The organism is Huintestinicola butyrica, from assembly GCF_025567215.1.
GTDB lineage: Bacteria > Bacillota > Clostridia > Oscillospirales > Ruminococcaceae > Huintestinicola > Huintestinicola butyrica.
Genome location: NZ_JAOQKB010000016.1, coordinates 24,504 through 40,281, shown reverse-complemented (window position 1 = coordinate 40,281; position 15,778 = coordinate 24,504). Strand labels below are relative to the sequence as shown.

General features: G+C 42.5%; 9 protein-coding genes. 6 read left to right on the top strand and 3 right to left on the bottom strand.

Annotated features, from left to right (window positions below; translation table 11 throughout):
- The first annotated feature begins 4 nt into the window (after nucleotides 1-4).
- From OCV68_RS13295 to OCV68_RS13280, 4 genes are read left to right on the top strand one after another with little or no spacing between them, the layout of a single operon-like run.
- Complete coding sequence (locus OCV68_RS13295) at nucleotides 5-283, top strand: hypothetical protein (protein ID WP_177523393.1); 279 nt, start codon at nucleotides 5-7, stop codon at nucleotides 281-283.
- Entirely contained in the window at nucleotides 284-604 is a 321-nt protein-coding gene (locus tag OCV68_RS13290) for a hypothetical protein (RefSeq protein ID WP_177523394.1), read from the top strand. It begins immediately after the preceding gene.
- Between the two features lie 34 nt (nucleotides 605-638).
- Nucleotides 639-1,196, top strand: a complete 558-nt coding sequence (locus OCV68_RS13285) for a hypothetical protein (protein WP_177523395.1) — start codon at nucleotides 639-641, stop codon at nucleotides 1,194-1,196.
- A 1-nt stretch (nucleotide 1,197) separates the two neighbouring features.
- Complete coding sequence (locus OCV68_RS13280) at nucleotides 1,198-3,288, top strand: DNA topoisomerase (protein WP_177523396.1); 2,091 nt, start codon at nucleotides 1,198-1,200, stop codon at nucleotides 3,286-3,288.
- A gap of 72 nt (nucleotides 3,289-3,360) precedes the next feature.
- Here OCV68_RS13280 and OCV68_RS13275 read toward each other — a convergent pair whose 3' ends face one another.
- Together OCV68_RS13275 and OCV68_RS13270 are read right to left on the bottom strand one after the other, a co-directional pair.
- Nucleotides 3,361-3,879: a hypothetical protein gene (locus OCV68_RS13275; protein WP_177523397.1), complete on the bottom strand. Its 519-nt coding sequence runs from the start codon at nucleotides 3,877-3,879 to the stop codon at nucleotides 3,361-3,363.
- Between the two features lie 304 nt (nucleotides 3,880-4,183).
- Complete coding sequence (locus OCV68_RS13270; RefSeq protein WP_177523398.1) at nucleotides 4,184-5,095, bottom strand: hypothetical protein; 912 nt, start codon at nucleotides 5,093-5,095, stop codon at nucleotides 4,184-4,186.
- Between the two features lie 286 nt (nucleotides 5,096-5,381).
- Here OCV68_RS13270 and OCV68_RS13265 point away from each other — a divergent pair, with 286 nt between their 5' ends.
- Nucleotides 5,382-14,228, top strand: a complete 8,847-nt coding sequence (locus OCV68_RS13265; protein ID WP_262573355.1) for an Eco57I restriction-modification methylase domain-containing protein — start codon at nucleotides 5,382-5,384, stop codon at nucleotides 14,226-14,228.
- 39 nt (nucleotides 14,229-14,267) lie between these two features.
- On the opposite strand, the gene OCV68_RS13260 is transcribed toward OCV68_RS13265, so the two are convergent.
- Nucleotides 14,268-14,573 carry a hypothetical protein gene (locus OCV68_RS13260; RefSeq protein ID WP_177523400.1) on the bottom strand — a complete coding sequence of 102 codons (306 nt, stop codon included), beginning with the start codon at nucleotides 14,571-14,573 and terminating at the stop codon, nucleotides 14,268-14,270.
- An 84-nt stretch (nucleotides 14,574-14,657) separates the two neighbouring features.
- On the opposite strand from OCV68_RS13260, the gene OCV68_RS13255 reads away from it, so the two are divergent.
- Entirely contained in the window at nucleotides 14,658-15,776 is a 1,119-nt protein-coding gene (locus OCV68_RS13255; protein ID WP_262573350.1) for a DUF3848 domain-containing protein, read from the top strand.
- Nucleotides 15,777-15,778: the final 2 nt, after the last annotated feature.

The window sequence follows — 15,778 nt, the reverse complement described above, 5'->3', positions numbered from 1 at the left end:
CAATATGTTTGACTATTTCAAAAAGATGAAACAGACGCAGCATGAAGCAGAGGAAAATGAGCCACAGGAGAGCAAGCCTAAGAAAGATATTGTTTTTATAATTATCCTCATTATGTTCGGAGCAATAATTGCAGTAGGCTTAATTACGGGTATCAATGACCTTGCCGGTGATACGGCGCAGGATACAAACCTTGTTTTTCGGTTCAGCGTTACTGACGGAATTATTCTTGGTGGTATTACAGTGGCGTACATAGTTACCCATATAAGAAAGGGGCGAAAATGATTGGCGGATAAGGAAAAGAAATTCACACAGGAACTGGAACGCTGCCGTGCGAATGTAAAAAAGACAAAAGAACTTATTGAGTATCATAAAAATATGCTCAAGATCTATGAGAACAAAGAAGCAGAACTTATGTCAAAATTGGATGAAGTAAAAATGAATTCTCTATGCGTGATGATTAACAAAAACGGTTACGATATAGATTTGCTTCGTGAAGCAGTGCGGCTTGGCGATTTCAGTGCTATTCTACAGCAGAAAAAAGAAATTATTTCAGAGTCAGAGGGTATAAAAAGGGAGAAATCCATCCTCAATGATGAAACATAAACTTCTATTTTAAATGTTGAGAGGAAAATCAAGCATGAAGATGATTAGATTTGAAAATGTATGCGACAGTATCAGAGAAGCAATGTTTCGTTTCTATATGGAACAGACTTGTTTTGACAGAGATGTATGTGTAGAGAAAATTGAAAAGCTTGTAGACAGGACATTTGACGCTATGAGTGAAATTCCTAATACTAATCTTACGGTCGGTAATATTCCACGTTTTGCTGTTATGGCTGATGAGTATACAGAGGAGATTCTTCCAATGTATATAAAAAACAGCGATATGCTTTATACCGAAGCTGTACAGCTTGCTTCATTTGTAACGGATGGGTATTCTTCGGATAAGTCTGTGGGAGCATACACGGCTCGTGGGTATGACATTGTATATGATTTTACAAGTGGTAAGGTAAAGCTATTGTATTTTGTTATGACAGATTGCAATGATATGCTTACGCTATATCGTACTGAAACTGACTATATTGAGAAGTTCTCTTGTTACAAGTTTACAGAGATTTTGTATTCGCAGATGACAGAAATGCTGAAAAATAGCATTTTTGTTCCAACACTTAATGTTTTTATGGAGGTATGCTGATATGTTCAGACTTATCATTTCAGAAAAGCCCTCGGTTTCCGCTTCCATTGCCTATTGCATAGGTGCAACGGAAAAGATTTCCGAAGGAGATACATTCTACTGGCAGGGCAATGGCTACATTGTAACCAACGCTCTCGGACACCTATTCGGTATCGGAATGCCGGAAGATTATGGTTGGGGAAAGTGGGAGCTTGAAACACTTCCTCTCATTCCGCAGGAGTTCAAGCTGTTTCCGCTTAAGGGTTACAGCGGTCAGATTAAGCTGCTTAAAAAGCTCATCTGCCGTGACGATGTGACGGAGATTATTAACGCTTGCGACGCAGGACGTGAGGGCGAATGTATCTTCCGTTACATATACAACTACTTTGGCTGTAAGAAGCCGACAAAACGCTTTTGGATTTCCTCACTTACCGACGAAAGTATCAAGCAGGGTATGAAGAACCTGCTTGACGGTAAGGAAAAGGACAATCTTTTTGCGGCAGGCTTCACAAGAGCAAAGGCTGACTGGATACTCGGTATGAGCCTTTCACGTCTTTACAGTATTGTAAATGATGACAGCCACAAGGTTGGCAGAGTTAAGACACCTGTCCTTAACATTGTCGTAAACCGTGATGAAGCGATTGCGGCATTTACAAAAAGACCGTTTTACAAGGTAGTCCTTGAAAACGGCGCTGAATGTGAAAATGTTTTTGATACCGCAGAACAGGCAGAAGCGGTGAGAGCAAAATGCAGCGGTAAGATTGCTGTTGTATCTTCCTCAAAGACAGAGCAGAAAAAGGAAAACCGTCCTTTGCTTCACAGCCTGACCTCCTTGCAGCAGGAGGCAAACGATGTGTATGGTATGACCGCTGCCGATACGTTAAAGTCGGCACAGAGCCTTTATGAAAAGAAGCTCCTTACATATCCTCGTACAGACAGCAGTTATCTTTCGGATGATATGATACCGCTTGTTGAGAGTATCGTAAAGTGCCTTGCGGGATATGACGGTGAGCGTGTTCAGCGTTTACAGGAGCAGGGACTTATAATTGATAAGCGTATCATCGACAACAGCAAGATTTCGGATCACCACGCTATTATTCCAACAAACCTCATCGGCAGGCTTGACGATGAGAAGCTGGACGATAACGAACAGCGTATTGTAAAGCTGGTAATCAACCGTTTCCTTTGTGCCGTTGACAAGCCGTATATCTACTCCGAAACAAAGTACGAATTTCTTGTTGAGGATGAGATTTTCAAGCTGACGGTTAAAACTCCGATTGAATGGGGTTGGAAGCAGTACAAGCTGTCCGAGCCTGCGGAGCTTGATGAGGATACAGACAAAGTGTTGTCGGTACTCTATTCCGAAAACGCAACCTTTACCGCAGATAACATTGAGGTAAAGCAGGGCGAAACAAAGCCGCCGAAGCATTTTACAGAAAGTACACTTCTTGCGGTTATGGAAAACATTGACCGTCTGATTGACGATAAGGAGCTGAAAGGCTTTGTCAAGGAACGTGGACTCGGCACACCAGCAACAAGAGCTTCCATTATCGAAGAACTTATTGCCGCAGGATATATCGAGCGTAAGAAGAAACAGCTTGTTTCAACAGATTACGGCAGAGCGTTTGCTTCTTCTGTTCCCGATAATGTAAAATCGGCAGAGCTGACCGCACATTGGGAACAGGTGCTTTCCGATATTGAAAACGGAAACGGCAATGCGGATATGCTGCTTGATGAAATCAAGAACAGCGTTTCGGAAATTATTGCTTTTGAAAAGAGCAGAGGCAATCGTGTCAAGGTTACACGAAAGGTAAGCGTGGGCACCTGTCCTCGCTGTGGAAGTCCTGTTATAGAAAATAGCAAGGCTTTTAGTTGCTCCGCAGGGCGTGACAAGTGTGGATTCTTCATTTATAAGCAGGACAAGCGTATCGGCAGAAGCTACAGGGCTGACGAGATTGCGGAACTGCTTTCAAAGGGCAAAGTTACGCTGAAGAATTGCACATCATCAAAGGGAAATAAGTACAGTGCGGTATTTTCTCTTGAAGATACGGGCAAGTATGTGAACCTCAAGATGGAGGAGTTTGTGGACGGTAAGAAAAAGCGTGGTGCATAAATTAAAATGCGGAAGCCCACTGCCAGTTTAGCTTTTGGGTTTCCGCAGTAAAATCATTTTGAGTTAGAGTAGTTATAATGAAGTATCATAAAAGTTACGATATTTCTTTATAATTGATTGGGCAAATAAGTATCCTGTCATATCACCCTCATCACCCAACTTCATATCTTCTTCAAGATTGCGAGCAACAATACGATAAACTCCATAATAGAATGAATTATAAAACATATTTTGAAAGTCAGACATACATTCACTAAAGTCCGTGGTTACACCTCTAACATCAATATAGACATCTTGACCTCTATATGTTGCTTTGCAAAATACATGTCGCATATAATCATCATAATCTCTTATTTCATACACTTCATATCCAAATTCTTTATGTAAAGCCAAAGCAAACAAGTGGCATGAACCATGTAGAAATATCCAAGCATCTGTATAGAGATAGTCCATTGCATTTTCATCTTTACATTGGATTTTTGAATATCCATCATTTGTAATCCTATTTAGGCTTTTTGAAACATTATCTTCCAAATAGTGTCCTTTATGAAAATGGAACCAACCGTTTGGCTGCATTGTGTCATTGTTCATAATAACGCTCCATTCGTAAATCTTAATTTATTATACTTTATTTTAAATATAATAGGGATATGGTGTTTTAAAATCATTTTCTAAAGAAACGAAATTTTTATGTTAAAATTTGAACTTATCTGTGTCAACTGGTTGGACAAGTTTCTTTGATATAAGCTGTTGCATGAACATTCTCTACGTTTTTCCATATAGAGTTATAAGCAAAGTTTTCCTGATGCAGTTCTATATGTTAACAGAATATAAATGCAACACAGGCAACATCTTCTGAAATGGTAGGGGATTTGTGGGTGGCGAAAAATGGATATTACTGGCTTGAATATCTTTTCTTTATTTTTTCCCTTAAGCCTGTTTCGTCAAGTTGTTTTTGAACAGTAATGCTTTTTTGCACAATGTTTTGAATAATATAGTTTGTTTCTTCTTTAACAATATCTGTTATGCTTTTATCGTATGGAGTGGTGTCAAGGCTAATCTGAATATAACGTTTAGGTTGATAAACAGTTAAAAAAATCCAGCCGAGATATGAGGTTATAACACAATAATGCTGTTTTGTGGTAGTCGAAAATGAATAACCTGTAACACAATGTGAGAGCAATTCTATTTGGGGAGCAGTGTAACCTAATTCACAAAGTGAAAAGATGTAATTTTTAATTTCTGAAATATCTTCAGGCAATTGAAGCTTTTGAATATTTTCAATAAATGCAATCGCTTCGCCAAAAGATTGTGGTTCACCATTGGCGTAATTTGTAATAAGTTGTTGATCTATTAGTTCCTGTTGTTGAGGGGAGTGAGTTGAATTTAAATATCGTCTTATTTTATATTCTAATCTTTCAAATGCCGTTCTTTCAGATCGTTCTTTAAAAGAATCATACACGTATAGATCATCATATAGAATTCTCCACGATACGGTAAGTAAATAAAAGTTGATATTTTGCGTAATTGTGGAAGGAATTAATTTGTCGGCTGTATACTTATCTAAAAAGGTATTGCAAAAATCTCTTTCATATTTACTAAAAAATTCTTCGCAGTCATGACAAAGCATTGGCTTTTTTTCGCCATCTTGATATATTTTTTGTATATCGTCCATTTCTCGAAAACGAGAGTTTTTAAATGTTTTGATTCTTTTATATACAGCTTTAGGAATAAGGTGACTTTGCATTAACTGGATGTTTTCTTTTCCGCATAATGCACATGTACCCATTTGATTATTAGTTGTCAATTATTACATCCCCTTTAGTTTAAAAAATATTTGCTTTGGAAGAACCCCCAGCGAAATTTAGACCTATAAATCCTATGTTGATGGTAATTCCGGTGAATTTAATGGAGTTTACAAGTGCTTTAATGCCGTTAATAATCATATGGCATCCCCCCTTTAAAAGTTCACGTGGGTTTATGTGGTTCTTCCAAGGACCGTTGGGGTAGTCTTTCCAAAGCAAACATTTTACTATATTATAGCACGACTTCTCTAAAAATTCAATATTTTCCAACGGAAGGAGCGATATTTATTGTCAAGACTACAAACCGTTCGTGAAAACTGGACGGAAATAACAACAAAACTGCTTCGGGACAAACAAGAGCTTGCACATTTTCTGCGGTTTTCCGCAAAGATGTATAAGCAGAGTTTTTCCGACGCAGTTCTCATATATCAGCAGAATCCCAGTGCCACAAAGGTGGCAACTCTTGAAACTTGGAACAAGCTGGGCAGGCTTGTAAACAAGGGCGAACACAGTATTGCTGTGTTCGGTGAGGACAGCAAGTGCAAGCACCTTTTCGATGTTTCACAAACAAACGGCAAGCGTGTTCCTGAGCTTTGGAAGCTGACGGAGGATTTATCCGCCGACCTTACCGCCGTTATAAATGAAAAGTACGGAAAGGATTGCAAGAACATTCAGGAAACTATTGCGGCTGTTGCTGTGGACAATATCAAAAGCCGTCTGCCCGATATGCAGTATGCGGTAGGGCAGATGAAGCTGTCAGAAAAGGATATAACAGCATATCAGCAGTCGATTGTTTCAGCGGTACGATTTGTAATCGCAAACCGCTGTGAGCTTGACAGCGATATGAAAATATCGGGCGGTATTAACCTTAATGCCGCAGATATGTTTAAAGACAGCCGTGACCTTATCCGTTTCTGCAATATTGTAAATCAGTCGGCAAAGGACGCTCTATTGGAAATGGAGCGAGAAATTGTAAATATTCTTAAACAAAGGAGAGAACGAAGCAATGACATACAGATTAAGCCCGACAGGACAGTATCTTCCCGAAATCCAGTACACGCAGAACCCCAGAGAACAGGCACTTCTGAAAAAGCCGATAGGCAGATGGGGCAGAATGTGGCAGGAGTGGGTGAAAACGGAGTATCCCACAGAGGTTCAGATATTCATAATGGAGGGTCGTTGGAGCATAATTCCGAGGGAAATCGACAGAGAAGCGGAGAAACGCTTTCAGGAGATGGACGAACAGTACCGACAGCAGAATCCCCGTCCGACAGCGTTCAGCGAGATACAGGTTTGGGAGAAAACAAGAGTGCTGACGATAGAACACAGGATAATGGAGGAAATCGTGTTCAGGCTCAGAATGTAGTAGTCCAAAGTCTCATTGACAGATTTCTTCATGCTGACTTCAACCGCCGCCTTGACAGCTACGAAACGGCTGGTATGGTCTTTATGGACTACGCAGACACGGCGTTTGACCCTGTGCAGTTCTTTGACAGATTCCATTCCGACAGATTTTCCGATACGCATGCGGAGGAAATCAGAAACATTATCAAAGCGGCAATGCAGAGTCGTGAGTATGTTCCCGAACCTGTGTCAGAGGAAGAACCCGTTATCGTAAATAACGAGGTTGTGGAAACAACAGAGCTGCCGCCGCTTCTTGACCAAAATATCATAAACGGCATTATGAAGCACGACAGATTTTTCAAGGTCAAGCGTGATGAAATTGCAGAGTTCTTCAAGGAAAACGAGGATTACGATAAACGCTGTGAGTTTATTAAATCAGTTTTCCGTATGGAAGAATATACAGAGCTTGATGTAAATGATGTTCGTGCAGGCTACAAGGCAGAAGCTGACGGTCTTACCGTTTGGGAGGGCAGTTATCTTTCCCGTACAAAGGAGTCAAAGTTAAGTTGGGATTTGGTGCAGAGCTTTACCGCCGACCTTATCGACAAGGGCAAATATCTTGATGAAAAGCCGAAGCTTGCAGTTGAAGATGTAAAGCCGAGCAATGACCTGCATATCCGCAGTTTTTCCGAACAGGACGGACAGATATTTGCAGAGGTTGTGCAAGGTGAAAAAAGCTCCGTTGCTCCCGTAAAGCGTACCGATGAGAATATTCCATATATCGAAATCGGCGGTAAACCTCATAAGCTGACGGATATTCAGAACTACGATTTGGAGCAGTTTGAGATATTCCGTTCTCCTGTTACTCACGATGTCAATGGCTATTACGCCGATGATTTGGCGGAGGGTGATACCGTTAAACTTGACGGAGAGCTGTGGACGGTAAAATCAGCGACTACATATTCCATTTCTCTTGTAAATGACAGCGGTGAGAAGAATATATATAATTCTCCCGAAAGCAAGTGGCAGGAAACTATTACAAAGGCAGGCTTTGAGTTTGTTCCCGAAAAGGCACTTGAAATTTCCGAGCCTGTTTTTGCTGAACCTGAACCCTTTTACACACAGGGCGAACAGCTCACATTTTTCGGAGAGCCTGTTCCCATAGAGCAGACAGAAAAGAAAACAAGAACAAAGCCTGTGAATATTGCAGTATCCCATACTGCTCCCACAACGGATATGATAAATCACGTCCTGCGTGGAGGAAGTGCCGAGCCGAGAAGCCTTGAAAGAATTGTAGCACAGTTCCAGAAAGGCAAGAGCGTAGCTGAAAATGCCGAATTTCTCCGTAAGGAATTTGGCGAGGATGGCAGAGGATACAAGTATGCATTTCCCGATTTCAGCAGTGCCGCACTTGTGTCAAGCTGGACGGACAACACGGGAATTACGGTGGCTATAAGCAATACTGCATTTCCCGAAGGCAAAAACGCACATCTTGAATGGAGCGAAGCCGCCGAGCGTATCAGTGAAATGCTTGAAAACGGCGAATATTGTTCACAGGACATTATTGACCGTGCGATTGACAACGATATGAAGGATATTGCAGGCAAGCTGTGGTATCTTCATCAGGATTGCGAGGTAGAATATTTCATTCCCGATGAAATGTTCAAGGGCGGTTTTCCCGACAGCACAGAAAGAATTAAGGCAAGTCTTACCGATTCCGCAACCTTGCAGAAATATATTGACGGACTTGATGATTTAATCCGTCAGTACGAACAGGATAGAAATGTTCTGCGTTTCCATTTCCATAAGCCGAAAGAGCTGCTTTCTCGTCTGAAAGATTTACAGCTTCCGAAGCGTGATTTTATCACAAAATCAGATTTCAGCTATGAGCCTAAATTCTTTGTGACAGAGGACGAAAAGGACAAGCTTTTGACAGGCGGAAGCGGTGTGCAGTACGGTAAGTTCCGTATTGAAAAATTTTTCAAGGGAGAGCGTACCGAAAAAGAGAAGATTGCTTTTCTGAAAAACGAATACGGCACAGGCGGACAGGGACGGTCAGGCTTCAACGAATGGCACGACGCAAAGGGTATAAGCTACAAGAAAGGTTCGATGTCAACTCCCGATTGTGAAACGTTTCTGAAATGGAACGAGGTTTCACAGCGTATCGACAGACTTATTGCAGAGGGACGATATGTCACACAAAAGGACATTGACGAGCGTATCAAGGACGCAAAGCGGACTTTAAAGTACAAGACTCCCGATGATGATTACAACAGGGCGATGATTGAACAGGCTAAAAAGGTTCTTGAGGAATACGGGGTTTCTCCCGACGAAGAACCGAGGCAATCACCACTTCAAAAAATCATTGCAAAAGCGGAAGCAGAGGGTATTCCCGTAGAGATTACAGACGAGCCTGCAAAGGAACGTGCTGTATTTATGGATAATCGTGATGAAACATATATCGAGGTTCAGCAGACCGAGGGCGGTGTAGAATACACAATTTATGCTCCTGACCTTACTCCTATTGACGGCGGTGAATGGGAAATGGAAGAAGCAATGGAGCTGGACGAAGCTGCCGCCGCACTATTGCAGACTTCAACCTATGCTCTTACCGAAATTTCCGATTACGATAGATTTATCGAAATTGCAGACAGAAATACGGAGATTGATGTTCCTGCCGAGCTTGCAAAGCTGAAAAATGAGGCTTTTTCTGCACCTTTGCAAAAAGCTGAAAATCCGAAGCAGGAAGAGCAGACAGAAACTCCGACAGTAAATGCTCCCGAAAAGATAACAGTTACAAAGAACGAGCCGAAAAGTGGCGTCCCTTACACCTACCATTTTAACGCCAATGATGTTGTGACAGGCGGTGCAAAATCAAAGTTCAAGGCGAATGTTGAAGCAATACAGGTATTGCAGAAAATAGAAGCCGAGAATCGCTATGCAACTCCCGAAGAACAGTCGGTTATGGCAAAGTATGCAGGATGGGGCGGTATTCCGCAGGCATTTACAACAGACAGAGCCGCCGAAAGTTTAGGCGGTAATTTAGGCGAAGCTGCACCAAGCGGCTGGAAAAACGAACAGAAACAGCTCCGTGAACTTCTCACACCCGAAGAATACAAGGCGGCAAGAGCTTCAACGCTCACAAGCTTTTACACACCTCCGGTCGTTACCGACGGTGTATATCAGGCACTTTCGCAGTTCGGCTTTGAGGGCGGCAATGTCCTTGAACCGAGTATGGGTGTAGGCAATTTCTTCTCAAAAATGCCTGAAAATATGCGTGATAATTCCCGCCTTTACGGTGTGGAGCTGGACAGCATTTCGGGCAGAATCGCACAGCAGCTCTATCCAAAGGAGCGTATCCAGATTAAAGGCTTTGAGCAGACTTCCTTCAATAACAACAGCTTTGATGTTGTTGTAGGTAATATCCCTTTCGGAGATTACCGTGTCAGCGATAAAGCCTATGATAAGCATAATTTCAAGATACACGATTACTTTGCCGCAAAGTCTGTTGATAAGGTGAAGCCGGGTGGTGTAGTTGCACTTGTAACAAGCAAGTTCACTATGGACAAGCTGAACGAAAAGGCAAGACGATACCTTGCTGAACGCTGTGACCTGTTGGGAGCTGTCAGACTTCCGAATACTGCTTTTAAGCAGAACGCAGGAACAGAAGTTACTACGGATATTCTGTTTCTTAAAAAGCGTGAAACAATGACTGTCGAGGTTCCCGATTGGGTTCATATGAGCGAAACGGCTGACGGTATTCCTTGTAATAAGTATTTCGTGGATAACCCCGATATGGTGCTTGGCACTATGGCTTGGGACGATCGAATGAAGGGCAAGTACGGCGATGACAGCAGAGTGACAACCTGTGTTGCCGATGAGAGTATTCCTCTTTCGGAACAGCTCAAAGCGGCTATTGCTAAAATCGAAGGCAGCATTGAAACTGTCAGAGCCGAAGAAAAACAGCGTGATGAAGCTGACATTATTCCTGCCGACCCGTCGGTACGAAATTTCACACATACCGTTGTTGACGGAAAACTGTATTTCCGTGAAAACGAAATTATGACGCGGGTAGCCGAAACGGGCAAGACCCTTGACAGAATGATGGGTATGCACAAAATACGTCAGGCTGCTATGGCAGTAATCGACGCACAGGCGGCAGGTTGTTCCGATGAGGAACTGAAAGCACTCCAGACTGAGCTTAATGCCGTGTATGACAAATTCAGAAAGGCTTATGGAAATATAACGGACAGCGTGAATGAACGCTGTTTCAGACAGGACGATGATTTCAATACCCTTGCGGCACTTGAAATCGTGGACACAGAGAAAAAGACGGTAGAGAAAGCGGAGATTTTCTCAAAGCGTACTATTCAGCCCGAAGTCACTGTAACAAAGGTTGATACTTCGCAGGAGGCATTGCAGGTATCCCTTGACCGCACGGGCAGAGTGGATATTGCATATATGTCACAGCTTGTAGGCTGTGAGCCTGAAAAGCTGATTGCTGATTTAGGCAATGACATTTTCAGAAATCCCGCCGCAATAAAGGATGATGAACCGCTGTCGGGATATGAGGAGGCTTCCGAATATCTTTCGGGCAATGTCAGAGAAAAGCTGAAAATTGCAAGAGAATATGCAAAGCATATCGACAGCGGTTTTGAAAAGAACGTTGCTGCTCTTGAAAAGGTTATCCCGAAGAACCTTGAAGCAAGCGAAATTTCCGTCCGTATCGGTGCGAACTGGATTGATGTTGAGGATTACAACAGATTTCTGAAAGAATATGCAAAGGCTGATACAAGTATGTTCGGACACCCCGTAACCCGTACAAAAATGGGCGAATACAAGATTGAGGGTAAGTATCAAGACCACTCCATTGCCGCAAATCAGACCTACGGCACAAGCCGTATGAGCAGTTATCATATCTTTGAAAATCTGCTCAATCAGCGTGATGTGGTTATCCGTGACAGAAAAGAGGTTGACGGAAAGGTATATTACGAGGTCAATGCAAAGGAAACCCAGCTTGCAAAAGAAAAGGCAAGACAGATGAAGGAAGCCTTTAAAAGCTGGGTATGGGAAGATATTGACCGCCGTGAGAAATATGTTGAGAGATACAACGAGCTTTTCAATGCAATTCGTGGCAGGGAGTATGACGGTTCACACCAGACCTTTCCCGGTATGAACCCTGCTATAAAGCTGCGACCACATCAGGAGAACGCTGTACTGCGTGGAAAGTTGGGCGGCAATACGCTTCTTGCTCACTGTGTAGGTGCAGGCAAGTCGTTCGAGATGATTGCAACAACAATGGAAAAGAAAAGGCTGGGACTTATCAACAAAGGCTGTGTTGTAGTTCCGAAGCACCTTACCTTGCAGATGGCAAGCGAATGGATGAGATTGTATCCAAATGCAAAGCTGCTTGTTGCCCGTCCCGAAGATTTCACAAAGGACAACCGACAGAAATTTATCGCCCGCTGCGTAACAGGTGATTATGACGCAGTAATTATGTCTTTCACGCAGTTTGAAAGAATACCGATGTCAGACCAGTACCGCAAGCAGTTTATGGAACGTGAGCTGAACGAAATTATGGACGCTCTTGAGGAAGTCGATGACACCGACAGAGTTTCCGTAAAGGCTCTTGAACGTCAGAAAAGGCAGATTGAAGAACGTTTGGAAAAGCTGTTGTCCTCCAAAAAGGATAACTCCCTTTGCTTTGAAAAGCTGGGATTTGATTACCTTGTCTGTGATGAGGCTCATAACTACAAGAACTGCTTTGTTACAACAAAAATGTCGAACGTGGCAGGTGTACAGACAACAGCGGCGCAAAAATCAGAGGATATGCTTATGAAAACGCAGTATCTCAATGACAAGTACGGCTGCAATAATATCCTTTTTAGTACCGGAACTCCTGTGAGCAATTCCATGGTAGAGTTTTACGTTATGCAGAGATACCTCCGCCCCGACCTGCTTAAAAAGGCAGGCTTGCAGACCTTTGACGATTGGGCGAGTACATTCGGTGAGGTAGTATCACAGCTTGAAATCAAGCCTGCGGGCAACGGCTTTCAGATGAAGAACCGTTTCAGCAAGTTTGTTAATATCCCTGAACTTATGCAGATGTATAAGGAATTTGCGGATATTCAGACCCCCGATATGATTAAACTCCCTGTGCCGAAGCTGAAAACAGGAGAGCCGATTGTTGTTACAGCAAAACCCGATGACAGACAAAAGGCATATATGAAAGAGCTTGCGGCACGTTCCGAAGCTATTCACAACGGAAACATTGACCCGTCGGTTGACAATATGCTGAAAATAACGCACGAAGCAAGGCTTTTGGGACTTGATTCACGCTGTATTTTCAAAGAAGCAGAGCCTACTCCCGACAGTAAGGTTATGAAGCTGCTTGATAACCTTGAACAGAATTACCGTGACACTATGGAACAGAAAGGCGTGCAGATTGTATTCTGTGACATTGCAATCAACGAGGATTCGGAGCATTTCTCGGTATATGAAGCAATCAAGGCTGACCTTGTGAAGCGTGGCATTCCTAGAGAGGAAATCTGCTTTGCGGGTGACGCACAGACAGATAAGGCAAGAGCCGAAATGTTTGAACAGCTCCGAAAGGGTGAAAAGCGTTTTATCATCGCTTCGACCTCAAAGCTGGGAACAGGTGCGAACATTCAGGACAAAATTTGTGCTATTCACCATTTGGATATTCCGTGGAAGCCTGCCGACCTTACACAGCAGGACGGACGAGGAATACGACAGGGCAACAACTTTGACGAGGTAGGTATTTATCACTATCTGACAGAGGAAACCTTTGACGCATATATGATGGGCATTATCACTAACAAGGCAAAGTTCATCAATCAGATTATGACATCAAAAGACCCTGTGCGTGTTTCCGAGGACGTTGACGAAATGGTGCTTACATATTCACAAATGCAGGCAATCGCTTCGGGAAACCCTATGATTAAGGAGAAAATTCAGCTTGACAATGATGTCGCAAATCTGAAAAATCTTGAAACAGAGCATAAGAAAATGGTGTTTTCAATGCAGGAGCTTGCGGAACGTAAGCTGCCGCAGACCATTGACAATTATGCGGATTTGCTCCAGAAGGCAAGCGGAGATTTAAAGGCGTTTCAGGAACAGCACCCTGACAATGCCGAATTTAAAATGGAAATCGGTGGTAAGATTTTTGATGAAAGAGCCGATGTAGGCGAGCAGATTGAAAAAGCAATCATAAAATGCTCAACTACAGGAGAGAGCGTAAAGCTGGGTAAGTATTTCGGCTTTGATGTTTCCATTGAGAAAAATCCTGCTAACGGTAATTTCTTCAACAGCGGTACTCCTTGTGTTGCGGTATTGCAGGGTAATTTGAAATACACTTCCGAGGTTTCACTCGGAAACAATGTGGGTAATGTCCGTCGTATCGAAAACCTTGCAGGCATTCAGATAAATCAGAAAATTCAGCAGCTTTCCGCTAATCTTGATAAGGCGAAAAGCGACCTTGAAGAAGCAAAGGCGAATGTCGCAAAGCCTTTCGGACGTGCGGATGAGCTTGCAGAAAAGCTAAAGCGGCTTGAATATGTAAATGCACAGCTCAGTACAGACAAAAATGATGATGAGCCAATTCCCGTATCGGATATTCCGACAGAGAATGAGCCTGTGCAAGCCGCAAGTGTGGTGGTTGCTATGCCTGTTTCCGCATATACGGCGGACAAGATAAATCCTAAACCGCAGACTCCGCCTGTTCCTCAGAATAACGCTCCGAAGCCTGTGTATAACAAAATGAAACGATAATAAAACAAGCAGGACGATCAATGTCCTGCTTGGATAGGATTATTCAAAATAAGTGTATGACTCGGAGGCGATTTTCTTTCCGTTATCATATAGTATCACCGTGTTACGGTAAGGTTCATCATCATTCCCAAAGGAACGATATTTATCACGAGTTCTTATTGTAATCACGATTTTTTGAGAACCATCGGTTTTCTCTGCATGAAAACATTCATATTCGTCAGTAGGATCATCGCTCTTTTCGCATTCCATGATCGTAAAATCCTTTTGATGTGCAATATTTGATATAGGTGTGTGGGATTCTTCAAATCCCTGAATTTCATTTAGAATATCGTTATAAAGTGACATATGATTTCTACTCCTTTCGAGTGTCTATTTTATCTTATTATACATCATGCAGAGTCAAAAATCAAGAGGAGGTTTTAAATGTTTTTGAGAAACAGAGATGAGAGCATAGATCAGCTTTCGGAGATGATACGTCCAGAGCTGCTTCGCAAGGCTATTACACAGGGGTACAGTGATGTATCCCTGTCAGTAATGGCTGATTTTAAGCCTGCGTATGCTGAGATGATTATAAAAAGCAGTTACAAGCCTGAAACGATAAACAAGCTGACAAATGCTTATATGGAAGATAAGCTCAGTATGGACGATATGTTCCGTGTAATAGATTATACCGAACATACAACGAGAAACGAGCCGTATGTTGACGCATTTCTTGAAAGCGTCGGCAATAGTGTTTATCACGAAACGGCAGCAAAGGCTTTTGCGACTGTAAATTTTGAAAAGTGTTCATATAATACGGCAATAGACTATATCAAATCGGAAGCGTTTTATCCTACTGATTTTTCAAGTTTGTCTGTTACTGATAATGTGGCTGGAGAGCTTCATAGTATGGGCGTTCCCTTGCGAGCCTGCGAGGGTTTCAATTACTGTTATGATGTTACAAACCTCAATGAAGCACTCGGTAATGGTGCAGCAATATTTGTTGCTGATAAAGAGCTGGCAGTTAAGGTAAGCGAAATGATGAAGCTGCCCGATTGGGAGCAGTTCCGTGATGAGGTCAGATATATTATGGGACAGAATATAGGGGAGCTTACGGGCGAAAAGCTGTCAGAGCTTCGTTTCGATTACATTACCGAAAATTACAGCGTAGCTTTATATGATAAGGTAAAGGCTGAGTACGACAGCTTTATTACTGACATAAAGAAAGAATCTGCCGATGTAATTGTGGAGTCTGCATACGAAATTGTGACAAAGGACGAAATCACGAATTATTGTCAGGAGTACACACCGAGGCTTACCGAACAGCAGTATGAAGCCTTGCTGTCAAGCAAAAATACGCTTCATGAGGTTTATGAGCAATGGTGCAATAACGGTGAACTTCACGGTCTGGAGGATATAGGCATTGCACTTGAAGAAACTGCCGACAGAATAAAGGTTTCTCTTGACCGTGAAAGAGAAATGAAGCAAGCGGCGGTTGACAAGGTAATGGAAGCTGCTCCCGAACAGAAAAAGGAACAGGCGGTAATGCCTAAAAGAAAATCAAGATAGGA